We start from the raw sequence: 22,548 nt of genomic DNA on the forward strand, positions 1-22,548 counted from the left end.
TCACCGCCCGGGCAGCCGCCACGCGGACACGTGGGAGGTGCTCGCGGCGGTGAACGGCGACTCGTCCCAGTCCGCCCACCGCCCGGCCGGTTCCATCCCGGCCAGGCGGGCCATGAGGTCCAGCTCCGAGGGCCACACCCAGCGGTGCGGGGAGCGGAACAGCGACCCCGCGCCGTCGCGCACCCGGTAGTGGTGCGACACCAGCCGCTGGTTCAGCACGTCGATGGTGTCGACGCCGACGTGGTGCTCGCCGACGTGGAAGGGGATCGCCGTCTGACCCGGCGGCAGGCGCTGCAGCGGCGGGACGAACACCTCCACGACGAACACCCCGCCGGGTTCCAGGTGCCGTGCGGCGTTGCGGAAGCACGCGACCTGCTCGTCCTGCGTGAGCAGGTTCGTGATCGTGTTGTAGACGAGGTAGACGAGGCGGAAACCCCCGCAGCCGGGGGCGGTGGCGCTCGCCATGTCCCCGATCGCGACGGGGACCGCGTCGGCACCGGGTTTCTCCCGCAACCGCGCGGCCATGTGCTCGGACAGCTCGACGCCCGCCACCGGCACGCCCCGCGCGCTCAGGGGGAGGGCGACGCGCCCCGTCCCCACCGCCAGCTCCAGCGCGGCGCCGTCGGCGGCGCGCCGGGCGAGGAAATCCACCGTCGGCCCGAGGACCTCGGGGGTGGACGTGAACGCCGACGCCTCGTCGTAGTCCCGGGCCACCTCCGGGCCCCACAGCTGCTCGGTCGCGCTCACGCCCCGACGCTCCCACCGGGCGGCGGCGGACCACCAGAGGTTTTCCGGGGGCGGCCGCGGGGGGTACGCCCGCGGGGCCCGAGGGGCTAGCGTGCGCGGTGCAGGAACCGCGCCGCACACGCCCGGCGCGGGCCTCGAGGACGAGGGAGGAGGACCGGTGCACGCGCACGTCCAGCCCGCGGTCACCACCGGGAGCGCCGCCGCCGAGGAGGTTCCCGCGTGAGGGAGCACACCGTCCGCGTCCGCCGCAGCGCCGAGGAGTTCGGCCGCGAGGAGGAACTGGCCTGGAAGCTCGCCGAGGTGGCCACCGACCCGGTGCCAGTGGACGACGAGGTGGTGGCGATGGTCGTCAACCGGGTCCTCGACGACGCCGCCGTCTCGGCGGCCGCGCTGCTGCGCGGGCCCGTGGTGGCCGCCCGCGCGCAGGCCCTGTCGCACCCGCCCTCGCGCGGCGGGCGCGGTGGCCTCGTCGCCGGCACCCGCGAGGCCGTGTCGGTGGAGTGGGCGGCGTGGGCGAACGGCGTCGCGGTGCGTGAGCTGGACTTCCACGACACGTTCCTGGCCGCGGAGTACTCCCACCCCGGCGACAACGTCCCCGCCCTCGTGGCGGTCGCCCAGCACGCCGGGTGCGACGGTGCCGCCCTGCTGCGGGGGATCGTCACCGCCTACGAGGTGCAGGTGGACCTGGTGCGCGCGATCAGCCTGCACCGGCACAAGATCGACCACGTCGCCCACCTGGGGCCCTCGGTGGCCGCGGGGCTGGGGACGATGCTGGGCCTGAGCACCGAGGTGGTGCACCAGGCGATCGGGCAGGCCCTGCACACCACGACAGCCACCCGCCAGTCCCGCAAGGGCGCCATCTCCACCTGGAAGGCGCACGCCCCCGCGTTCGCGGCCAAGGCCGCGGTGGAGGCGGCGGACCGCGCGGTGCGGGGGCAGACCAGTCCCGCGCCGATCTACGAGGGGGAGGACGGGGTCATCGCCCGGCTGCTCGACGGCCCGGACGCCGTCTACGAGGTGCCGCTGCCGGAGCGCGGCGAACCCCGCCGGGCGATCCTCGACACGTACACCAAGGAGCACTCCGCGGAGTACCAGGCGCAGGCGCTCATCGACCTGGCCCGCCGGCTGCACCGGGAGCACCCCGAGCTGCGCGAGGCCGCGAACGTCGCCTCGATCGTGCTGCACACCTCGCACCACACCCACACGGTCATCGGTTCCGGGGCGAACGACCCGCAGAAGCACGACCCCACCGCCAGCCGGGAGACGCTGGACCACTCGGTGCCGTACGTCTTCGCCGTGGCGCTGCAGGACGGCACCTGGCACCACGAGCACTCCTACGCCCCGGGACGCGCCGCCCGCCCGGACACGGTCGCGCTCTGGCGGCGGGTGAGCACCGTCGAGGACCCGGAGTGGACCGCCCGCTACCACGAGAGCGACCCGGCGCGGAAGGCGTTCGGGGCGCGCGCGGTCATCACCCGCACCGACGGTTCCACCCTCGTCGACGAGATCGCCGTCGCCGACGCGCACCCGCTGGGGGCGCGCCCGTTCGGCCGCGAGGAGTACCTGGCGAAGTTCCGCACCCTGGCCGCCGGGGTCCTCGACGGCGCCGAGGTGGAGCGGTTCGCGGGCCTCGCGCAGCGCCTGCCGGAGCTGGACGCCGCCGGTGTGCGGGAGCTCGGGATCGTCGCCCCGCCCGGGTACCTGGAGGCCGTACCGCTGCCGGAGGGGCTGTTCTGATGCTGTACTCCACCACCACCCCGGCCGCGAAGCGGAAGGCGCTGCGCGCCGGCCTCGCCTCCGGGGGACTGCTGCGGTTCCCGGGGGCCTTCAACCCGTTGTCGGCCAGGTTGGTGCAGCGCAAGGGGTTCGAGGGGGTGTACGTCTCCGGTGCGGTGCTCTCCGCCGACCTGGGGTTGCCGGACATCGGGCTGACGACGCTGCCGGAGGTCGCGGGTCGCGCCGCCGAGGTCGCCCGGCAGACCGACCTGCCCGTCCTCGTCGACGCCGACACGGGTTTCGGTGAGCCGCTGAACCTGGCGCGCACCGTGCAGGCGCTGGAGGACGCCGGGGTCGCCGCGTTCCACGTCGAGGACCAGGTGAACCCCAAGCGGTGCGGCCACCTGGAGGGCAAGTCCGTCGTCGACGACGCCGCGGCCGTGCGCCGGGTCAAGGCCGCCGTCGACGCCCGCCGCGACGGCGACCTCGTCGTCGTCGCCCGCACCGACGTGCGCGGGACGATCCCCGGTCCGGAGGGCCTGCGGGCCGCGGTGGAGCGTTCCCGGATGCTCGTGGACGCCGGCGCGGACGTCCTCTTCCCCGAGGCGATGGCCGACCTCGCGGAGTTCGAGGCGGTCTGCTCCGCCGTCGACGTGCCGGTCCTGGCGAACGTGACGGAGTTCGGCCGCAGCGACCTGTTCACCCACGAGCAGCTGCGCGACGCCGGCGTGCGCCTGGTCATCCACCCCGTCTCGCTGCTGCGGCTGGCGATGGGCGCCGCCGACCGCGCCCTGGACGCCCTGGCCGCCGAGGGGACGCTGGCGGGCCGGATCGGGCAGATGCAGACCCGGGCGCAGCTGTACGACCTGCTCGACTACGCCTCCTACGGCGAGTTCGACTCCGGGGTCCACGACTTCAGCCTGGAGGGCAACAGGGACGGCTGACCTCCCGGGTCGGCGCGGGCGACGCGAAGGGGCGTGGCGTGAGCACGAGGGAACAGGGCGGGCCGGAGGTCCGCAAGGGGCTGGCGGGCGTGGTGGCCGACACCACGGCGATCTCGAAGGTGAACCCGGAGACGAACTCACTGCTCTACCGGGGGTACCCGGTGCAGGAGCTGGCGTCCTCCTGCTCGTTCGAGGAGGTCGCCTGGCTGCTGTGGCACGGCGAGCTGCCCTCGCCCCAGGAGCTGGCCGGCCTGCGCGAGCGGGAACGCGCGCACCGCGCGCTGGACGCGCCGGTGGCGCGCGTGCTGGGGGAGCTGCCGGTCGACGCGCACCCGATGGACGTCGTGCGCACGGCCGTCAGCGCGCTGGGCGCCCTCGCCCCCGACGCCGCCGACTCCTCCCCGGGGGCGGAGCTCGCCAAGGCCGAGCGGCTGTTCGCCGCCCTGCCGGCGGTCGTGGCGCTCACCCAGCGCCGCAGGCACGGCCTGGCAGCGGTGGCGCCCCGCGACGACCTCGGGTACGCCGCGAACTTCCTGTGGCAGGTGCTCGGCGAGGAACCCGCACCGGAGGTCGTACGGGCGTTCGAGGTCTCCCTCGTCCTGTACGCGGAGCACTCCTTCAACGCCTCCACGTTCACCGCGCGCGTGGTCGCCTCCACGCTGTCGGACCTGCACTCGTCCGTCACCGCAGCGGTGGGGGCGCTCAAGGGGCCGCTGCACGGCGGGGCCAACGAGGCGGTGTGGGACGTGTTCGAGCGGATCGGCCCGGGGGAGGGGGCCGGTGAGCGGGCCCGCCGCTGGCTCGCGGACGCCCTCGCGCAGCACCGCAGGATCATGGGGTTCGGGCACCGCGTCTACCGCCACGGCGACTCCCGGGTCCCCACCATGCGTGCCGCCCTCGGCGAGCTGGCCGCCCACCTGGGGCGGTCGGACGTCCTCGACCTCTACGACGCGCTGGAGGCGGCGGTGCGCGAGGAGAAGGGGATCGAGCCGAACCTGGACTTCCCCGCCGGGCCGACCTACCACCTCGTCGGGTTCGACACCCCCGTGTTCACGCCGGTCTTCGTCGCCGCCCGGGTCACCGGCTGGACGGCGCACGTGGTGGAGCAGCGCGCGGCCAACTCCCTCATCCGCCCGCTGTCGGCCTACGACGGGCCCGCCGAACGGCACCTGACGGGCTGACCCGAGGCGGCGACGTGCGGCGGCGCGGTCCCCACCGCCGGCGGGACGGTGCGGCTCAGGCCCGTGCGGCGCGCTGGACGATCTCGACGGCGGTGCCGCGCAGCTCGCGGTCGGCGTGCTGCGACGGCGACGGCGACGGCGCAGTGCGTCGACCGCACCCCTGTCCGCATCGGGAGCCGGCCGCGAGCACGGGGCTCGACGGGGCTCGACGGGGCCCGACGGGGCCCGACGTGGCCCGGCACGCCTGCGCGGGCGCCGTCTGCTTCGCCGGGGCACCCTCCGGGAGCCGTCCGTGCGGCGGCACGGGCCCGTGAGCGCGCCGGGTCGAGGCGCGGCGGGCAGCGCCCCCGGCAGGATTCGAACCTGCGACCGTCGGATTAGAAGTCCGGTGCTCTGTCCGCTGAGCTACGGGGGCCCGGGCCCGTGCCGGGCCCGGGGGCACCCTACCGAGGGCGGAGCGCGCCCGGCGACGACTCGACTAGCCTGGGGCCGTGCCGGAATTCATCTACGTCATGTCGAAGGCGCGCAAGGCGCACGGGGACAAGGTCATCTTGGACGACGTCTCCCTCTCCTTCTACCCGGGGGCCAAGATCGGGGTGGTCGGCCCCAACGGCGCCGGCAAGTCGAGCGTCCTGAAGATCATGGCGGGCCTGGACCAGCCCTCCAACGGCGAGGCGCGACTGGCGCCCGGCTTCAGCGTCGGCATGCTCATGCAGGAGCCGCCGCTGGACGAGTCGAAGACGGTCCTGGAGAACGTGCAGGACGGCCTGGGCGACCTCAAGAAGAAGATGGACCGCTACAACGAGATCACGGCGTCCTTCGAGGACCCGAACGCCGACTACGACGCCCTGATGGAGGAGATGGGTCGGCTGCAGGAGGACCTGGACCACGCCAACGCGTGGGACATGGACTCCCAGCTGGAGCAGGCGATGGACGCGCTGCGCTGCCCGCCCGGCGACGAGCAGGTCACCCACCTCTCCGGTGGGGAGAAGCGCCGCGTGGCGCTGTGCAAGCTGCTGCTGGAGGCGCCCGACCTGCTGCTGCTGGACGAGCCCACCAACCACCTGGACGCCGAGTCGGTGACGTGGCTGGAGCAGCACCTGGCGAAGTACCCCGGTGCCGTGCTGGCCGTCACCCACGACCGCTACTTCCTCGACAACGTCGCCCAGTGGATCCTCGAGCTGGACCGCGGCCGCGCCTACCCGTACGAGGGCAACTACTCCACCTACCTGGAGAAGAAGGCCGCCCGCCTGGACGTGCAGGGCAAGAAGGACGCCAAGCTGCAGAAGCGGCTGAAGGACGAGCTGGAGTGGGTCCGTTCCAACGCCAAGGGCCGCCAGACGAAGTCGAAGGCGCGCCTGGCCCGCTACGAGGAGATGGCCGCCGAGGCCGAGCGCACCCGCAAGCTCGACTTCGAGGAGATCCAGATCCCCGCCGGGCCCCGCCTGGGCAGCGTGGTCATCGAGGCCAAGGACCTCAAGAAGGGCTTCGGGGAGCGCACCCTCATCGACGGGCTGTCCTTCTCGCTGCCGCGCAACGGCATCGTCGGCGTCATCGGCCCCAACGGTGTCGGCAAGACCACGCTGTTCAAGACGATCGTCGGCCTGGAGCCCCTGGACGGCGGTGACCTGAAGATCGGCGACACCGTCAAGCTGTCCTACGTGGACCAGTCCCGCGGCGGCCTGGACCCGAAGAAGACGCTGTGGGAGGTCGTCTCCGACGGCCTGGACTTCATCCAGGTCGGCAACCAGGAGATGCCCTCGCGCGCCTACGTCTCCGCGTTCGGCTTCAAGGGACCGGACCAGCAGAAGCCCGCCGGTGTCCTCTCCGGTGGTGAGCGCAACCGCCTGAACCTGGCGCTGACGCTCAAGGAGGGCGGCAACGTCCTGCTCCTGGACGAGCCGACCAACGACCTCGACGTCGAGACCCTCGGCTCGCTGGAGAACGCCCTGCTGGAGTTCCCCGGCTGCGCCGTGGTCGTCAGCCACGACCGCTGGTTCCTCGACCGCGTCGCCACCCACATCCTCGCCTACGAGGGCACCGAGGAGGACCCGGCGAACTGGTACTGGTTCGAGGGCAACTTCGCCGGCTACGAGGCCAACAAGGTCGAGCGCCTCGGCCCGGACGCGGCCCGCCCGCACCGGGTGACGTACCGCAAGCTCACGCGCGACTGACGGAGGTGCTCGTCGCGTCGTCGCCGGCCACCGGCGCCGTCGCGGCGGGCACCACCCTGTCGCGCCCGCCCTCCTTCGCGGCGTAGAGGGCGGCGTCGGCCCGCCCGAACAGCTCCACCGGGCTCTCCAGCCCGCTCCACTGCGCCACCCCGGCCGAGAAGGTCTGCCCCGCCGGTGTGCTGGTGCGCAGGGCGTCGACGAGGTCGACGGCCTCCTGGAGGTCGTGGCCCAGCAGCAGCAGGACGAACTCCTCGCCGCCCCAGCGGCCCAGCATCGCCCCGCGGCCCGGGCCCACGCCGGCGTGCGCGGCGTCCAGCCGACCGCGCCACGCGCCCGCCGCCGCGACGAGCAGGCTGTCGCCGGCCTGGTGGCCGAAGGTGTCGTTGAAGGCCTTGAAGCGGTCCAGGTCGAGGACCGCCACGCACAGCGGTGACCCCTCGCCCCGGGCGCGGGTCTGCATCCGCTCCAGCTCCGCGTCGCTCGTGCGGCGGTTCGGCAGCCCCGTCAGGGCGTCGGTGCGGGCCATGTCCGCCAGCCGCGACGCCTGCTGCTCCAGGTGGCGCAGCAGCCCGGACATGCGCGCGACGACGAGCAGGAAGAGCACCACCGACGTCAGCGCGACGGCCCACGCCTCCAGCCGGACGCCCAGGGCGAGCTGGACCAGCAGCGTGCAGGGCGACAGCAGGCTGGCCAGCGTGAGCGCGGCGAGCCGGCCGCGGGTGAAGCGGGTGTCGGCCTCGGGGGCGGCGTCCGCGTCGGTGAGCCGGCGCATCGAGGGGTGCACCGCCGCAGCGGCGAAGCTCACGTACGCGAGCAGGAACGGCAGGTCGCTGAGCCTGTCGTCCAGGGAGTGCATCGTCGTGTACTGGTAGGTGCAGTCCGCCGCCAGCAGCAGCGCGTTCGCCGCCACCAGCCAGCGGAAGGCCACCGCCCGCGCGCCGGCCGTCGTCAGCAGCCGCACCAGCAGCGCGAGCAGCAGCACGTCGCCCAGCGGGTAGGCCGCCGCCAGCGCCCGGGCCAGCGTCGAGGAGTCCGCCGACTCCAGCCCCGGTCGCATCAGCAGGACCCAGCTCATGAGCAGGAACCCGACGGTGAAGATCAGCGAGTCGATCACGCCCTCGCGGTCGCCCTCGCCGCGGCGCGCGTGCACGAACCGCGCGAACCCGGCGGCGAGGAGGACGTAGCTGGCCAGGTACAGCGCGTCGGCGGGGGAGGGGAAGGGGTCCGTGTCCAGGACCCACGTGTAGACCACCCACAGCAGGTCGGCCAGCGCCCACAGGCCGACGCCGGCCGTCGTCAGCCACCACCCGCTCGCCGCCAGCGGCCGGTGCCGCCGGACCCCGACGACCATGGTGGCCACGCACCCGAACGCGATCGCCGAGTACAGCGCGTCGCTCCACGCGCTCTCCGGGAGCGCGACGCAGGCCACCGACAGCACGCCACCGACGACCAGGTGCAGCCGGAACAGCGTGTCGCCGCGGAAGATGCCCACGCGTACCCATCGGCCGGGTCCCTGCCGCGGCTGAACCCGTCCCACCCGTTCGGCCGGTCACCGCGACCGGCGGGTGCCCCCGGTCGCGGTGCCGTTCAGCGGCTCCGGCGCTGCGTGCGCCGGGCGTGGCGGCTGACGACGCGGTCGGCCCAGGCGGCGGCGGCCGCGACCCGGCGGGAGCCCGCGCAGTGCCGCGGCACGCACGGTGGTCCGAGCGCGTGGTGCGGGTGGTGCCGGTGGTGCTGCAGGACGTGCATCGCGGTGACCATGACCCAGCCCTCCTCAAGAGCTCCGTCGCCCTGTGATGCACGTCACACTATCTCGCGGTCGTCGCGCCGGCGCCACCCGGAGCGGGGTTCACGGCAGCCGCAGCATCCCCTCCTGCGCCACCGAGGCCACCAGCCGCCGCTGCCGGTCGTACACGCGCGCCGTCGACAGCCCCCGCGCGCCGCCCGCGTTCGGGCTCTCGGCCACGTACAGGAACCACTCGTCGGCGCGCGCCGGCCGGTGCCACCACATCGCGTGGTCCAGGCTCGCCACGCTCAGCCCCGGGGTGGCCCACACCAGCCCGTGCCGTCGCAGCACCGGCTCCAGCACGGTGAAGTCCGAGGCGTACGCCAGCGCCGCCCGGTGCACCCCCTCGTCGTCCGGCAGCACCCCCTCCAGCCGCATCCACACCGCCTGCCGCGCGGTGCGCTCCTCGCCCGGGCGCAGGTAGATCGCCGGTTCCACGTGCCGCACGTCGGTCAGGCGCCCGCGGCCGAGCTGCCGGGCCGCCGGGTGGTCCACGGCGTCCAGCAGCTCCAGGTCGCTCGTCAGCTCCTCGGGCTCGGGCACCCGCGGCGCCGGCTCGGCGTGGTCCAGCCCCTCGGCCGGCGCCTGGAAGGACGCGATGCCCGACAGGATCGCCACGCCGTTCTGCAGGGCCTGCACCCGCCGCGCCGAGAACGACCTGCCGTCGCGCAGCCGCTCCACCGCGAAGTGCACCGGCACGTCCGGGTCGCCCGGGCGCAGGAAGTAGGCGTGCAGCGAGTGCACCGGCCGGTCCCCGGGCACGGTCCGGGAGGCCGCCACCGTCGCCTGCCCCAGCACCTGCCCGCCGAACAGCCGGGGCCGCCAGCCCGGCAGGTTCGGTGCGGTGAACACGTCGGCGGCGTCGGGGACCGGCCGGACGTCCAGGACGGGCAGCAGGGGGCTGGGCTCGCTCACGCCCGGAGGCTACCCAGCCGGGCACCACCCCCGTGCCGGTGCGCGCCCACGGCGCTAGCGTCGCGACCGTGCTCGCCGCCCGCGCCGTCCGCAGCTCACCCGACGACCCGCTGTCCGCGCTGGAGGTCGCCGAGCGTCCCGCCGCCGAACCGCCCGCCGGCTGGGTGCGGGTCGCGGTGCGCGCCGCCGCCCTGAACCGGCACGACCTGTGGAGCCTGCGCGGGGTCGGCCTGCCCGCCGACCGGCTGCCGATGGTCCTCGGCTGCGACGCGGCCGGCACCACCGACGACGGCACCGAGGTCGTCGTGCACGCCGTCGTGTCCAGCGACGACCACCGCGGCGACGAGACCCTCGACCCGCGCCGCACCCTGCTCTCCGAGCTGCACCCCGGCACCCTCGCCGAGCACGTGTGGGTCCCGCGGCGCAACCTCCTGCCCAAACCCGCCGGGTGGTCCTTCGAGCGCGCCGCGTCCCTGGGCACCGCGTGGCTGACCGCCTACCGGATGCTGTTCACCCAGGCGCGCGCCGTGCCCGGGCAGACGGTCCTCGTGCAGGGCGCCGCCGGCGGGGTCTCCAACGCGCTGGTCTCGCTCGGCGCGGCGGCGGGCCTGCGGGTGTGGGTGACCGGGCGCTCGCCGGAGCGCCTCGCGAAGGCCGCCTCCTGGGGCGCCGCGGCGACGTTCCCGGCGGGGGAGCGGCTGCCCGAGCGCGTCGACGCCGTGCTGGAGACCGTGGGGAAGGCCACCTGGCAGCACTCGGTGCGCTCGCTGCGGCCGGGCGGCACGATCGTCGTCTCCGGCGCCACCACCGGCGGCGACGCCCCCGCGATGCTGGAGAACGTCTTCTTCCGGCAGTTGCGCGTCCTCGGCTCCACCATGGGCACCCGCGAGGAGTTCGAGCGGCTGCTGCGTCTCTGCGAACTGGCCGACCTGGCGCCCGAGGTGGACTCGGTGCACGCGCTCGCGGACGCGCACGAGGCGTTCGCCCGGCTGGAGTCCGGCGAGGCGGTCGGCAAGGTCGTCGTCACCGTCTGAGCCGGCGACCCGCAGCGGGTGCGTCCGCCGCGGGTCGCCGGAGCGCTCCGGGCGTGGCAGTGTCGCGGCAGGTGGACCTTCCGCCGACGCGTCGCGCTGGAGGTCCGGGAAGTGGTCCAGGGGACGCACCAGGCGGTGAGCAGGCGCTTCGACCGCGTCGTGGCCCTCTACAACCCCCGCAGCACGGGAGACGGTCCCGGGAACGCCCGCGCGCTGCGCGAGCAGCTCGAGGCCCGGGCGCGCGGCACGACGGTGGAACTGCACGAGACGCAGCACGCCGGGCACGCCGAGGAGCTCGCCGAGCGGGCCGTCACCGAGCACCCCGCCACCCTGGTGGTCTCCGCCAGCGGCGACGGCGGTTACCACGAGGTCGTCAACGGCGTCGTGCGCGCCCGGCGGCGGTGCCCGGGTGCCGGGGTGTGCGCGGTGCTGGCCTCCGGCAACGCCAACGACCACGCCCGCGCCGTGCAGGACCGGCCCCTGGTCGACGCGATCGTCGCGGGGGCGACCTCGGAGATGGACCTGCTGGAGGTGCTCGTCGACGGGCGGGAACCGCGGTACGCGCACTCCTACGTCGGGTTGGGCATCACGCCGGTGGTCGCGGTGGAGTTCAACCAGCACGATCTTGACGCGGTGAAGGAGAGCGCGCTGGCGGTGCGCAGCGTCTGGCGGTACCGGCCGCTGTCCATCGTCCACGACGGTCACCGGATCGAGCTCGACAGCCTGGTGTTCGCCAACATCGACAGGATGGCCAAGTACGCCACCCTGTCCCGGGTCTCCTCCCCGACCGACGGCACCTACGAGTCGCTGCTGATCCGGCACCGGAGCAAGCTGAAGCTGCTCGCGAGCGTCCTGCGGGTCGTGCGGGGCACGCACGAGGTCGCCTCGAGGGACGAGCCGTACACCTTCACCACGGGGACGCCGATGCCGCTGCAGATGGACGGTGAGGTCCACCGGGTCGACGCCGGCGCGACGGTCACGGTCCGCTGCGTCGCCGGGGCGCTGACCGTCGTCCGGTGAGGCGCCACCGCGCCCGGCGCGTGCGCCGGCCGTCCCGCCTCCCGCCGGTGCGGTCCCCGGGGCGGGTCGGTCGCACTCGCGCAGGCTGCTCCGCTCGTGGAGCTCTTCGATCCGGGGAACCCGAACCGGAGCGAGGCGGCCCGGCGGCTCTGCGCCGCTCTCGAGGTCTGGTACACAGCGGTCGACTTCGCGGCGGCTGCGCTGTTCGTCGTCGGCAGCGTCCTGTTCCTGTGGGAGCGGACGACGACCGCGGGCACCTGGTCGTCCATCGCCGGGTCGGTGTGCTTCGCGCTCGAACCCACGCTGCGCCTGGTGCGCGAGCTGCGGATGGCCGAGGTGGGCGACACGGAGGACCTGGCGCAGCGCGCGCCGTGAGGAACCCTCGCAGCGGTCCGCGAGGAGTCGCCCGGGCCCCGCTCCGGCGAGCGGGGGAGCACCGCCGGCACCGCTGACGCGGCGTGCGGGGTGCGGGGTGCGGGCGGCGCAGCAGCGGGAACGGAGGGAGACGGTGGCGTGACGCAGGTGGAGAGCCCGGCGCAGGTGCTGCGGGGGCTGGGGCGGGCGTTCGCGGGAGCGGTGCTGTTCGCCCTGCCCATCTTCATGACGATGGAGGTGTGGTTCCTGAGCGCGACGATCCCGCGCTGGCGGCTGGGGCTGCTGGTGGTCCTCACCGTCGTGCTGGCGATCGGCATGGCGCGCTACGTCGGCTTCATGGGCGGGCAGCGCACCGGCGTGAAGGACGCCGTCGTCGATGCCGGGGTGGCGTTGCTGGCAGGGGTGGGGGCGGCCACCCTGGTGCTGGCCGTGCTGGCGGTCGTGCTGCCGTGGGAGGGCTGGCGGTTCTGGGTCTCCGTCGTCGCCCTGGAGGCGTTGCCGGCGACGCTGGGGGCGTGCTTCGCGCGTTCCCAGCTCGGGAGCTCCAGCCAGCCCGGTGAGCAGGAGACGGCGTACCGACGTGAGGTGTTCCTGATGTGCGCGGGGGCCACGGTGCTCTGCGCGAACATCGCCCCCACGGAGGAGGTCGTCCTCATCGCCGCCAGGATGACCCCGCTGCACGGCGTCGCCCTGGTGGTCCTGGAGCTGGCCCTCATGCACGCGTTCGTCCACGGCGTCGGGTTCAAGGGTGGATCGCCCAGCCGCCCGGGTTTCATCTCGGTGTTCTTCCGCTTCACCGTCATCGGTTACGTCGTCGCCACCGCCGTCAGCGCCTACCTGTTGTGGACCCTGGGCCGCTACGACGGCACGGGGCTGCTCCCAGCGCTGATGCAGGTGGTCGTCCTGGCCCTCCCAGCCAGCCTGGGTGCGGCCGCAGCCCGGTTGATCGTGTGAGGAGAACGCCGTGAGTCCGGATCACGACGACGGCGGCGGCGGCCGGTCCGCCGGTCAGCGGCTGGAGTGGGCGCTGGGGGCCGCGGGGGCCGCCCTGGTGCTCACCCTCCTGGGCTTCCTCGGGTACCAGGGGACCGCCCGCGACCACGGTCCCCGGCTGCAGGTCCGTGTCGTGGACGTCCAGCGGACACCGGCCGGCTTCGCCACCACCGTCGACGTGCTCAACGAGGGCGGTGGCACCGCGCGCAGCGTCCAGCTCTCCGGCGAGGTGACGAGCGGCGGCACGACCCTGTCGCAGGCGAACGCCACCGTCCCCTACGTGCCACCGCAGAGCCACCGCCGCGCCGTGCTGGTCTTCGGCACCGACCCCTCCCGGGGAGAGGTGCGGGTCCGGGCGGTCGGCTACACGGTCCCGTGAGCCGGCGCGGTGGGGGCCACCACCCACGCACCCCGGCGTCCGTCAGGCGGCCGCGGGCGCCGGCACGCCGAGGGGTGCGTGCGGGGCGGCCGGTGGCTCCGGCGAGCCGGTCCGCTCGACGGGGGGAGGAGGTCCGCCGATCGCTGCCCGGCACTCGGCGGCGACGTCCCGGTCCCCGCCGAGGACGCCGTGCAGGTCGAGGACGGTGAACACCCGCTGCGCCTGGTCCGACAGCGCCGCCACCCGCAACCGCCCGCCGCGCCGGTCGGCGTCGCGCTGCGACCGCACCAGGGCACCGATCGCGTGGCAGTCCACGAAGGTGACGCCGGACAGGTCGACGACGACGCTGCGGGACCGGGCCAGGGCGGCGGCGACCCCGGCGGTCAGGGGCTCGACGGCCGCGGCGTCCAGCTCACCGCTGACGCTGACGACGCTGACGACCCCCACCCAACGGCGACGGACGGAGAGGACGGGGAGAGGGTGCAGGGGGTTCCGATCGGTCGCGGGCGGTCTCGGCCCGCTGATGGACCCGCCGGCACGTAGAACGACCCCTGCGGGAGCGGAATTCCCGCCCCCCCGACCGTCCTCGTCCGGTACCCGGCGGCGGGCGCATGGTCCGACCGCCGCCGGGTACCGCCCCGGGTGCGGGCGCGGACGCGCCCGGCACCCGACGACAGGGAGGGAACACGCGGTGGACCACTCGCGCGCCCCGGTGCTGGAGGCGCTGGCCGCCTTCCAGGAGCGCAGGGACGTCGTCTACGGCCCGCCCGGCCACAAGCAGGGCCGCGGCGCGGACCCGCGCCTGGTCGAGCTCACCGGTGAGGGCGTCTTCGCCTCCGACGCGCTGAGCCTCAACGGCCGGGACGACCGGCGCGAGTCGCAGGGAGTGGTCTCGCAGGCCGAGGACCTCATGGCCGACGCGGTGGGCACGAGGAAGGCGTTCTTCTCCACCTGCGGCAGTTCGCTGTCCGTCAAGGCCGCGGTGATCTCCGTCGCCGGGCCGGGGGAGAAGCTGCTGATCTCCCCGACCGACTGGGGCACCTGCGCCGACATCGCCGGCACCGCCGAGGTGTGCCACGCGTTCGGCGTCCCGCTCATCGTCGACGAGGCGTGGGGCGCGCACCTGCCGTTCCACCCCGACCTCCCCTCCTGGGGCACGGACGCCGGAGCCGACGTCGTCGTCACCAGCGTCCACAAGACGGGCGGCGCCATCGAGCAGAGCTCCGTGTTCCACCTGCAGGGCGACCTGGTGAACCCCGACGTCCTGAAGGAGCGCGAGGACCTGCTGGGCACCACCAGCTCCTCCGCGCTGGTCCACCTCACCCTGGACGGCTGGCGCCGGCAGGTGGTGGAGCAGGGCCGCGAACTCCTGGGGAGCGCCCTCGAGCGTGCCGCGCGGGTGCGTTCCGCCGTCGACGGCATCGACGGGCTGGACCTCGTGGGCCGCGAGGTCGTGCGCCCGCAGGGCGCGTTCGACCTCGACCCGCTCGCCCTGACGATCGACGTGCGCCCGCTGGGCATCAGCGGCTACCAGGCCGGCGACTGGCTGCGCGCGAACTGCCACGTCGACGCCGGTTCCGCCGACGCCTGCCGCATCGGGGTGCGCCTCACCCACGCCGACGACGACGAGACCGAGCGGCGGCTCGTGGAGTCGCTGCGGCGCCTGACCGCCGAGAGCGGCGAGATCGAGCGCCAGCCGGAGACCGGGCTGCCGCAGCCGGGTGCGCTGGAACCGCGCACCGCGATGACCCCCCGGGACGCGTTCTTCGCCCGCGCCGAGCGGGTACCCATCCAGGGCGCCGTCGGCCGGGTCGTCGCCGAACTCTTCTCGCCCTACCCGCCCGGCGTGCCCGTGCTCGCGCCCGGCGAGGTCGTCGACCAGCAGGTGGTGGACTACCTCACCACCGGTGCCGCCGCCGGGATGCTCGTGCCCGACGCGGCCGACCCCGTCGATGAAGGCGCTGCGCGTGGTCGCCGGGTGAGCGCGCGGTGAACGCCGAGGAGGCCGAGGAGCTGCTGCGGGAGGCCGTCGGGTTCCTCGTCACGCTCGTCGAGGCGTGCGGGGCGATCGTCATCGCCGTCGGCGCCGTGTGGGCGTTCATCCGCTTCGTCGCCGTGGCGGTGCGCGGCGGCGGCGCGCGGCGGTTCGTGCCAGTGCGCCTGACCCTGGGCCGGTTCCTCGCGCTGGGCCTGGAGTTCCAGCTCGCCAGCGACGTGCTGCGCACCGCCGTGGCGCCCAGCTTCGAGGAGCTCGGCAAACTGGCGGTGGTGGCGGCCATCAGGACGGCCCTGAACTACTTCCTGTCCAAGGAGATCGCCGAGGAGCGGCGGCAGGTCGCCGAGGACCGGGAGCACGCCGGGCACGACGACCCGCCCGCGGGGCGGACGGCGCCGGAGCACGGGCGGTGAGCTGGCCGCCGGGGGAACTCCCGGTGCTGCTGTCCCTGGGGCTGGCCGGGGCCGCGCTGGTGGCGGCGGCCGCGGTGCTGCTGCGCACCCGCCGCCCCGCGCTCGCCCTCGGCGTCGGGCTGGACCTGCTGCTGGCGGCCGGCCTGCTGCGCCTGAGCGCCGACCAGACGTGGCGGCAGCTGGCCACCGCGGCCGCCGTGGTGGCCCTGCGCCACCTGATCAGCCGGGGCCTGCGGACCGGTGGCGACGCCTGGCGCGGACCCCGGCCGGCGCAGGCCGGGGCCCGCGACGCCGGCCGCTGACGGCGCGGGCACCGGCAGCGGTCGGTACGGTGCGGACGACGGGGGAGGACACGTGGACGCCGCTGGGCTGGACGCGCTCATCACCGAGCTGAGCGGGGTGGGCGACCCGCTCGCCGACGCGCTCGTCGACGAGCTCACCGCCCACCCGCAGCAGCGCCACCTGCTGGAGCGGGGGTTGCGCGAGGGGCGCGAGGCGCTGGGGGAGCTGCCCGGCGCGCCGGCCCTCGCCGCGTTCCTCGCGGAGCTGGAGGCCCTCACCGACACCGCGCCCGACCACCTGCTCGAGCGCGCGTCCCTGCCGCACTTCACGATCAGCCCCGCCGAGCACGTCCTCGACCTCGGGGCCGCGGCGTTGATCCACTCCTACGCCCCGCCGCGGACCGCCGCCGTCCTCGTCGGCACCGGTGAGCTCACCGGACGCGCCCTGGAACGGGTCACCGACACCGGGCGGTGGAACGCCGCCGCCCTGGTGCCCGGCTGGCTGCGCCGCGGGGAGCCCGGCTACGTCGCCACCGCGCAGGTGCGGCTCGTCCACGCCCGGGTGCGCCGCTCGGTGCGCCGCACCGCCGGCGGCGCCGGTCCCGTGCCGCTGCACCAGGTGGACCTGGCGCGGACCTGGCTGGACTTCACCCTCGTGACGATGCGCGCCGACGCCGCCCTCGGCCTGGACCTCACCGGCGCCGAGGAGGACTCGCTGTACGCGTACTGGCGGCACCTCGGGCTGCTGCTCGGCATCGACCGGCGGCTGCTGGCCGGGGCCGTCGACCGCGCAGGTGCGGAACTGCTCGCCGAGCGCATCGCCGCCGTCACCGGGCCGCCGAGCGAGGACTCCCGGCGCCTGACCCGCGCCGGGCTGGACGCGCTGGCCGGGGCGCTCGCCGACCTCACCCCCGTCCCGGGGCGCCTCGCCGGACCGATGGTGCGCGCCGCCTGCCGCGCGATGCTGGGGGACGACCTGGCGGACCAGCTCGGCGTGCCCCGCTCGGCCACCGCCGCAGCGGCCCTGCGCCCCCTGGTCGCCCTGACCCGCGTGCGGCGGCGGCTGCTGCGGCGGGACGCGGTCGCCTGGGACCGGGTCGTGCGGGCCAACGTCGAGGCCACGCGCGCCTTCGCGCTGGACGGCGGACCGGCAGGGTTCGCCCGCTGAGGCGGCCGGGGACGGGCACGTCCCCGGCCGCCCCGCCGGGCGGCGTCGCGTCAGCCCAGTGCGAACCAGGCGGCGGTGTCGGTGGGCACCGACCCGTCCGCGAGCTCACCGCTGACCAGCAGCGGGTGCGCACCCGGCGGCACCGCGACCGGCTCCGCCGACAGGTTCAGCACCACCAGCACGCCGCGGGTGCGGAACGCCAGAACGTCTCCGCCGGTCAGCTCCGCCTCCCACTCCAGCTCACCGCGGCCCAGCGCACGCTCGCGCCGCACCGCCAGCGCGCTGCGGTACAGCTCCAGGGTGGAACCGGCCACCCCCGTCTGCGCCGCCACCGACAGCTCCGCCCACTCCGGCGGCTGCGGCAGCCACGACGCGGTTCCCGGCCCGAACCCGTACGACGGCGCGTCGCCCTCCCACGGGATCGGCACGCGGCAACCGTCGCGGCCGCGGTCCTCACCGCCCGTGCGCGCGAACGCCGGGTCCTGGCGGACCTCCGCCGGCAGGGTCGTCACCTCCGGCAGCCCCAGCTCCTCGCCCTGATACACGTACGCCCCGCCCGGCAGCGCCAGCATGAACAGCGTCGCCGCGCGCGCCCGGCGCAGCCCCAGCTCCGCGTCCGGCTGCGGGTCGTCCGGGCCCACGCCCGAGGTCGGCTCGCCACCGGCCGGGTACCCCAGCCGGCTCGCGTGACGCACCACGTCGTGGTTCGAGAGCACCCAGGTGGCCGGCGCACCGACGACCTCGTGCGCCTGGAGCGTGGCGTCGATGACCCGCTTGAGCTCACCGGACCGCCACGGTGCGCGCAGGTAGTCGAAGTTGAACGCCTGGTGCATCTCGTCGCCGCGCACGTAGCGCGCCAGCCGCTCCGGCGGCGTCACCCACGCCTCGGCCACGAGGATGCGCTCGCCGTCGTAGGAGTCCAGCACCCGCCGCCACTCGCGGTAGATCTCGTGCACGCCCTCCTGGTCCCACATCGGCGGCCGCTCGCCGGAGGCCGCGGAGCCGTTGAGCAGCTCCTGGTCGTGGTCCCACTCGGGCAGGCCCTCGGCCTTGATGAGCCCGTGCGCCACGTCCACGCGGAAACCGTCGACGCCGCGGTCCAGCCAGAACCGCAGCACGTCCTCGAACTCGGTGTGGACCTCCGGGTTCGACCAGTCCAGGTCCGGCTGGCTGGAGTCGAACAGGTGCAGGTACCACTGCCCCGGGGCACCGTCCGGTTCCGTCGCGCGCGTCCACGCCGAGCCGCCGAACACCGAGCGCCACGAGTTCGGCGGCAGCTCGCCCGACGCCCCGCGCCCGTCCCGGAAGACGTACCGGGCGCGCGCGGGGGACCCCGGTGGGGAGGCGAGGGCCTCGCGGAACCAGGCGTGGTCCGCGGAGGTGTGGTTCGGCACCAGGTCCATGACCACGCGCAGGCCCAGCTCGTGGGCGCGCGCCGACAGCGCCTCGAAGTCCGCCAGGGTGCCGAAGACGGGCTCGATGCCGCGGTAGTCGGCGACGTCGTACCCGGCGTCCTTCTGCGGTGAGGGGTACACCGGGGACAGCCAGACGGCGTCGACCCCGAGGTCGGCCAGGTGCGGCAGGCGGGACGTGATGCCCGGCAGGTCGCCGAGGCCGTCGCCGTCGCCGTCGGCGAACGAGCGCGGGTAGACCTGGTAGATGACGGCGTCGCGCCACCACGGCGCGGCGGGGGTGGTGTCGGTATCGCTCACCGTCCCCATCATGCCGACGCGCGCGGGGAGGTGCACCGCCGTCGCGCCCCACCGGCGAGCCCGGTGCCCGGCGGGGCGCGACGGCGGTGGGTCAGACGGCCTGCCCGGCGGACAGGCGGTACCGCAGCAGGGCCAGGTGGCCGGTGATCTCGTCCGGCAGGCGGGCCCCGAAGCGCGCGAAGTACTCCTCGAGGTGGTCGACCTCGGCCAGCCACGCCGCCGGGTCGAGGGCGAACAGCTCCGCGACGTCCTGCTCGGCCAGGTCCAGCCCGTCGAGGTCCAGCGCGCCGTCGGCGGGCACGTTGCCCAGGGGGGTGTGCCGCGCGCCCGCCGTCCCCTCCAGCCGGCGGCAGATCCACTCGACCACGCGGGAGTTCTCCCCGAAGCCCGGCCACAGGAGCCGGCCGTCCCCACCCCGGCGGAACCAGTTCACCGAGTACACGCGCGGCAGGCCCGCCGCCGCCACGCGGTCGCGCATCGACAGCCAGTGCGCGAAGTAGTCGCCCATGTGGTACCCGGTGAAGGGCAGCATCGCGAACGGGTCGTGGCGCAGTTCGCCCACCGCGCCCTCGGCGGCGGCGGTCCGCTCGCTGGAGACGGTGGCTCCCATGAACACGCCCTGGCCCCAGTCCAGCGCCTCCGCCACCAGCGGCACGTTGCCGGCGCGCCGGCCCCCGAAGAGGATCGCGTCGACGGGGACGCCGTCGGGTGCGTCGATCTCCTCGGCGATCGAGGGACACCGCTTCGCCGACACCGTGAACCGGGCGTTCGGGTGGGCGGCGGGACGGCCGCAGTCCGGCGTCCAGTCCCGGCCCTGCCAGTCCGTCAGGTGCGCGGGCGGCTCGTCGGTCATGCCCTCCCACCAGACGTCGCCGTCGTCGGTGAGCGCGACGTTGGTGAAGATGACGTCCTCGCGCAGCATCTCCATGGCGGCCGAGTTCGTGGACCACCCGGTGCCCGGTGCCACGCCGAAGAACCCGGCCTCGGGGTTGAGCGCACGCAGCCGGCCGTCCGGGCCGGGGTGCATCCAGGCGATGTCGTCGCCGATCGTCTCCACGCGCCAGCCCGGCAGCGTGGGGCGCAGCATCGCCAGGTTCGTCTTGCCGCAGGCCGAGGGGAACGCCGCCGCCAGGTGGAAAACCTCCTGCTCCGGGCTGGTGACCTTCACCAGGAGCATGTGCTCGGCGAGCCAGCCCTCCTCGCGGGCCATCGCGGAGGCGATGCGCAGTGCGAAGCACTTCTTGCCCAGCAGCGCGTTGCCGCCGTAGCCGGAACCGAAGGAGAAGATCTCCCGGGTCTCGGGGAAGTGGGCGACGTACTTCAGGTCGTTGCACGGCCAGGGAACGTCCTCGCGGGAGCGGCCGATGGCGTCCACCAGGGGGAACCCGACGCTGTGCACGGCCGGCACGAACGGGGTGCCGGGCGTGATCGCCGCCAGCGCCCGGGAGCCCATCCGCGTCATCGTGCGCATGCTGGCCACGACGTAGGGGGAATCGGTGATCTGCACCCCCAGGCGCGAGAACGGTCCGCCGACGGGCCCCATGGAGAACGGCACCACGTACATGGTGCGCCCGCGCATGGACCCGGCGAACACGCCCGCCAGTTCCTCGCGCAGCGCTTCCGGTTCGCGCCAGTTGTTCGTCGGGCCGGCGTCCTCGCGGCGGCGGGAGGCGATGAACGTCCGGCTCTCCACCCGGGCCACGTCACCGGGGGCGGAGCGGGCCAGGAAGCTGCCGGGACGCTTCTCGGGGTTCAGCGGGACCAGCGTTCCCGATCGCACCATGAGGGCCGTCAGCCGGTCGAACTCCGCCTGCGAACCGTCGCACCAGACGACCTCGTCCGGCTGCGTGAGGCGGGCGGTGTCGCGCACCCAGCTCAGCACGGCGCCGTTCCGCGTCGGGAGACCCTCCAGGCGCGGGTCGCCCGCCGCGCCCGTTCGCTCTCGCGCTGCCGGCACCGGCGGCTGGGGGGTGCGGTCCCGGGTCGGGTCCACGGTCACGCCAGGGGTCATCTCGGTCGTCACGGCGGCGGCTCCTCGCGATCGGCGGTGGTGCGGTGGCTTGCCTCGTGACTTCACGATGGAGCTCTCGTCCAAGGCCCCACAAGGAGCGGTTCCCGTGAAGATCGGGCCTTCTTCACCTATGGTGAAGTCCGTGTCCCCGTTGCGCGTCGCGGCGCTGGAGCCGCTGTCCGAGACGTCCGCCGGCGAGCCCCCGGGCCGCCGGGGCCTGGACGCCCTGTCCGTGGGGCGCCGCATCCGTCACCACCGCCGCGCGCGCGGCCTGACCCTGGCTCAGCTGGGTGAGGCCGTCGGCACGGCGCAGTCCCTGCTCTCGCAGGTGGAGAACGGCAAGCGCGAACCCCGCCTGTCCCTCATCGCCGCCGTCGCCGAGGCCCTCGGCACCACCCCCGCCGACCTGCTGGACCCCGCGCCGCCGCCCAACCGGCGGGCGGCGCTGGAGATCGAGCTCGAGCAGGCCCAGCGCAGCCCGCTGTTCCGCTCCCTGGGACTGCCGCGCGTCGCCCCCAGCAGCAAGCTGCCGACCGAGGCGCTGGAGGCCCTCGTCGCGCTGCACGGTGAACTGGCCCGCCGCCACGACGCCTCCAACGCCACGCCGGAGGAGGCGCGCCGCGCCAACACCGAGATCCGGCTGCTGATGCGGGCCGTCGACAACCACCTCCCGGAGATCGAGGAACTGGCGGAGGAGATGGTCCGCGCCGCCGGGTACACCGTCGGTGCCCTCACCCACCGGCAGGTGGCCCGCATGGCGCAGGAACTCGGTTTCTCCATCATCCACGTCGATGACCTGCCGCACTCCACCCGCACGGTCACGGACCTGGCGCACGGGCGCATCTACCTGCCCCCCGCCTCCATCCCCGGCGGCCACGGCCTCAGGTCGCTGGCCCTGCAGGCGATCGCGCACCGGATCCTCCAGCACGAGCGCCCCGCCAGCTACACGCAGTTCCTGCGCCAGCGCCTGGAGATCAACTACTTCGCCGCCGGCTGCCTGCTGCCGCGCAGCGCCGCCGTCGAGTTCCTCTCTGCCGCCAAGGCGGACAAGGACCTGGCCGTGGAGGACTTCCGCGACGCCTTCGGGGTGACCCACGAGGCCGCCGCGCACCGGCTGACGAACCTGCTCACCTCCCACCTGGGGATCCCCGTGCACTTCCTGCGCGTCGGTGACGACGGTGCCCTGTACCGGGGCTACGAGAACGACGGGGTCCCGTTCCCGCAGGACGCCTCCGGTGCGATCGAGGGGCAGCCGGTGTGCCGGGAGTGGACGGCGCGCACCGTGTTCGACGTCCGCAACCGCACCACCGAGAACTACCAGTACACCGACACCCCGGCGGGGACGTTCTGGTGCTCCAGCCAGACGGGTTCCACCGAGCACGGCGGGTTCTCCATCACCGTCGGGGTGCCGTACGCGCACGCCAAGTGGTTCCGCGGGCGCGACACGCGCGTGCGCCGCCGCAGCAGCTGCCCCGACGCCTCGTGCTGCCGCCGGCCGGCCGCGCAGCTGGAGGAGCGCTGGGCCGACGCCGCCTGGCCCAGCGCGCGCCTGCACGCCCAGACCCTCGCACCCCTGCCGTCGGGCCGGTTCCCCGGCGTCGACGACGTCGAGGTGTACGAGTTCCTCACCTCCCACGCCCCCCGCCCGGACGCCACCGGCTCCCCGGGCTGACCCCGCCCCTCCCCACCGTGATCTTGCACGG

Annotated in this window: 22 protein-coding genes and 1 tRNA gene; 15 read left to right on the plus strand and 8 right to left on the minus strand. The window is 74.9% G+C overall.

The annotated features are described in order from the left end of the window. Positions 1-747, minus strand: a complete 747-nt coding sequence (locus MN205_RS16075; RefSeq protein WP_242129085.1) for a class I SAM-dependent methyltransferase — start codon at positions 745-747, stop codon at positions 1-3. A 91-nt stretch (positions 748-838) separates the two neighbouring features. Between MN205_RS16075 and MN205_RS20885 the strand changes: the two genes are divergently transcribed. Genes MN205_RS20885 through MN205_RS16090 form a run of 4 tightly spaced genes read left to right on the plus strand, consistent with a single transcriptional unit; the run spans position 839 to position 4,588 of the window. Continuing rightward, entirely contained in the window at positions 839-970 is a 132-nt protein-coding gene (locus tag MN205_RS20885) for a hypothetical protein (protein WP_255820031.1), read from the plus strand. Continuing rightward, positions 967-2,484, plus strand: a complete 1,518-nt coding sequence (locus MN205_RS16080) for an MmgE/PrpD family protein (RefSeq protein ID WP_242129088.1) — start codon at positions 967-969, stop codon at positions 2,482-2,484. The genes MN205_RS20885 and MN205_RS16080 overlap by 4 nt, the downstream gene beginning before the upstream one ends. Continuing rightward, complete coding sequence (gene prpB, locus MN205_RS16085) at positions 2,484-3,407, plus strand: methylisocitrate lyase (RefSeq protein WP_242129089.1); 924 nt, start codon at positions 2,484-2,486, stop codon at positions 3,405-3,407. Before MN205_RS16080 ends, prpB begins: the two co-directional genes overlap by 1 nt. A gap of 38 nt (positions 3,408-3,445) precedes the next feature. Further along, a complete protein-coding gene (locus tag MN205_RS16090; protein ID WP_242129091.1) occupies positions 3,446-4,588 on the plus strand; it encodes a bifunctional 2-methylcitrate synthase/citrate synthase in 1,143 nt (380 codons plus the stop codon). Between the two features lie 342 nt (positions 4,589-4,930). Here MN205_RS16090 and MN205_RS16095 read toward each other — a convergent pair. Further along, a tRNA-Arg gene (locus tag MN205_RS16095) sits at positions 4,931-5,003 on the minus strand. A gap of 76 nt (positions 5,004-5,079) precedes the next feature. Between MN205_RS16095 and ettA the strand changes: the two genes are divergently transcribed. Further along, positions 5,080-6,762 carry an energy-dependent translational throttle protein EttA gene (ettA, locus tag MN205_RS16100; RefSeq protein ID WP_242129093.1) on the plus strand — a complete coding sequence of 561 codons (1,683 nt, stop codon included), beginning with the start codon at positions 5,080-5,082 and terminating at the stop codon, positions 6,760-6,762. On the opposite strand, the gene MN205_RS22025 is transcribed toward ettA, so the two are convergent. The 3 genes from MN205_RS22025 to MN205_RS16115 form a co-directional block, all read right to left on the minus strand. After that, positions 6,749-8,254, minus strand: a complete 1,506-nt coding sequence (locus MN205_RS22025) for a diguanylate cyclase (RefSeq protein WP_242129096.1) — start codon at positions 8,252-8,254, stop codon at positions 6,749-6,751. The genes ettA and MN205_RS22025 overlap by 14 nt on opposite strands. 95 nt (positions 8,255-8,349) lie before the next feature. Further along, positions 8,350-8,523 carry a hypothetical protein gene (locus MN205_RS16110; protein WP_242129098.1) on the minus strand — a complete coding sequence of 58 codons (174 nt, stop codon included), beginning with the start codon at positions 8,521-8,523 and terminating at the stop codon, positions 8,350-8,352. An 88-nt stretch (positions 8,524-8,611) separates the two neighbouring features. Beyond that, entirely contained in the window at positions 8,612-9,463 is an 852-nt protein-coding gene (locus MN205_RS16115; RefSeq protein ID WP_242129100.1) for an acyl-CoA thioesterase II, read from the minus strand. Positions 9,464-9,531: 68 nt separating this feature from the next. Here MN205_RS16115 and MN205_RS16120 point away from each other — a divergent pair, with 68 nt between their 5' ends. The 5 genes from MN205_RS16120 (at position 9,532) to MN205_RS16140 (ending at position 13,264) form a co-directional block, all read left to right on the plus strand. Next, on the plus strand, positions 9,532-10,497 hold the full coding sequence (locus MN205_RS16120) for a zinc-binding dehydrogenase (RefSeq protein ID WP_242129102.1): 966 nt from the start codon (positions 9,532-9,534) through the stop codon (positions 10,495-10,497). A 135-nt stretch (positions 10,498-10,632) separates the two neighbouring features. Continuing rightward, positions 10,633-11,517 carry a diacylglycerol kinase family protein gene (locus MN205_RS16125; RefSeq protein ID WP_242129104.1) on the plus strand — a complete coding sequence of 295 codons (885 nt, stop codon included), beginning with the start codon at positions 10,633-10,635 and terminating at the stop codon, positions 11,515-11,517. Positions 11,518-11,613: 96 nt separating this feature from the next. After that, positions 11,614-11,892 carry a YrhK family protein gene (locus tag MN205_RS16130; protein ID WP_242129106.1) on the plus strand — a complete coding sequence of 93 codons (279 nt, stop codon included), beginning with the start codon at positions 11,614-11,616 and terminating at the stop codon, positions 11,890-11,892. Positions 11,893-12,030: 138 nt separating this feature from the next. Next, the gene (locus MN205_RS16135; RefSeq protein WP_242129108.1) at positions 12,031-12,846 is read left to right on the plus strand and encodes a TIGR02587 family membrane protein; all 816 of its coding nucleotides are present in this window, start codon (positions 12,031-12,033) and stop codon (positions 12,844-12,846) included. A 10-nt stretch (positions 12,847-12,856) separates the two neighbouring features. Then, positions 12,857-13,264 (plus strand): hypothetical protein, encoded by a 408-nt coding sequence (locus MN205_RS16140; protein ID WP_242129110.1) that lies wholly within the window; start codon positions 12,857-12,859, stop codon positions 13,262-13,264. 42 nt (positions 13,265-13,306) lie between these two features. Here the strand turns inward: MN205_RS16140 and MN205_RS16145 are convergent, their stop codons facing one another. Next, entirely contained in the window at positions 13,307-13,711 is a 405-nt protein-coding gene (locus MN205_RS16145; protein ID WP_242129112.1) for an STAS domain-containing protein, read from the minus strand. Between the two features lie 244 nt (positions 13,712-13,955). Between MN205_RS16145 and MN205_RS16150 the strand changes: the two genes are divergently transcribed. The 4 genes from MN205_RS16150 to MN205_RS16165 are packed head-to-tail and all read left to right on the plus strand — an operon-like array spanning position 13,956 to position 17,122. Continuing rightward, positions 13,956-15,257: an aminotransferase class I/II-fold pyridoxal phosphate-dependent enzyme gene (locus MN205_RS16150; protein ID WP_242129114.1), complete on the plus strand. Its 1,302-nt coding sequence runs from the start codon at positions 13,956-13,958 to the stop codon at positions 15,255-15,257. After that, entirely contained in the window at positions 15,254-15,673 is a 420-nt protein-coding gene (locus MN205_RS16155; RefSeq protein ID WP_242129117.1) for a DUF1622 domain-containing protein, read from the plus strand. The genes MN205_RS16150 and MN205_RS16155 overlap by 4 nt, the downstream gene beginning before the upstream one ends. Further along, entirely contained in the window at positions 15,670-15,975 is a 306-nt protein-coding gene (locus tag MN205_RS16160) for a DUF1622 domain-containing protein (protein ID WP_242129119.1), read from the plus strand. The genes MN205_RS16155 and MN205_RS16160 overlap by 4 nt, the downstream gene beginning before the upstream one ends. 52 nt (positions 15,976-16,027) lie before the next feature. Continuing rightward, positions 16,028-17,122, plus strand: coding sequence for an oxygenase MpaB family protein (locus tag MN205_RS16165; protein WP_242129120.1), 1,095 nt, complete (start codon positions 16,028-16,030; stop codon positions 17,120-17,122). A 50-nt stretch (positions 17,123-17,172) separates the two neighbouring features. Here MN205_RS16165 and MN205_RS16170 read toward each other — a convergent pair whose 3' ends face one another. Beyond that, positions 17,173-18,843 (minus strand): alpha-amylase family glycosyl hydrolase, encoded by a 1,671-nt coding sequence (locus MN205_RS16170; protein ID WP_242129492.1) that lies wholly within the window; start codon positions 18,841-18,843, stop codon positions 17,173-17,175. A gap of 82 nt (positions 18,844-18,925) precedes the next feature. After that, a complete protein-coding gene (locus MN205_RS16175) occupies positions 18,926-20,845 on the minus strand; it encodes a phosphoenolpyruvate carboxykinase (GTP) (protein WP_374115959.1) in 1,920 nt (639 codons plus the stop codon). Between the two features lie 130 nt (positions 20,846-20,975). Here MN205_RS16175 and MN205_RS16180 point away from each other — a divergent pair, with 130 nt between their 5' ends. Continuing rightward, entirely contained in the window at positions 20,976-22,517 is a 1,542-nt protein-coding gene (locus MN205_RS16180) for a helix-turn-helix domain-containing protein (protein WP_255820034.1), read from the plus strand. Positions 22,518-22,548 lie beyond the last annotated feature (31 nt).

The organism is Kineococcus sp. TRM81007 (genome assembly GCF_022669155.1).
Classification (GTDB): Bacteria; Actinomycetota; Actinomycetes; order Actinomycetales; family Kineococcaceae; genus Kineococcus.

Excerpts from the sequence above, each read along its gene's own strand:
- MN205_RS16110 (WP_242129098.1), bottom strand. The coding sequence starts at position 8,523 with ATGGTCACCGCGATGCACGTCCTGCAGCACCACCGGCACCACCCGCAC.
- MN205_RS16175 (WP_374115959.1), bottom strand. The coding sequence starts at position 20,845 with ATGACCCCTGGCGTGACCGTGGACCCGACCCGGGACCGCACCCCCCAG.
- MN205_RS16170 (WP_242129492.1), bottom strand. The coding sequence starts at position 18,843 with ATGGGGACGGTGAGCGATACCGACACCACCCCCGCCGCGCCGTGGTGG.
- prpB (WP_242129089.1), top strand. The coding sequence starts at position 2,484 with ATGCTGTACTCCACCACCACCCCGGCCGCGAAGCGGAAGGCGCTGCGC.
- MN205_RS16180 (WP_255820034.1), top strand. The coding sequence starts at position 20,976 with ATGGTGAAGTCCGTGTCCCCGTTGCGCGTCGCGGCGCTGGAGCCGCTG.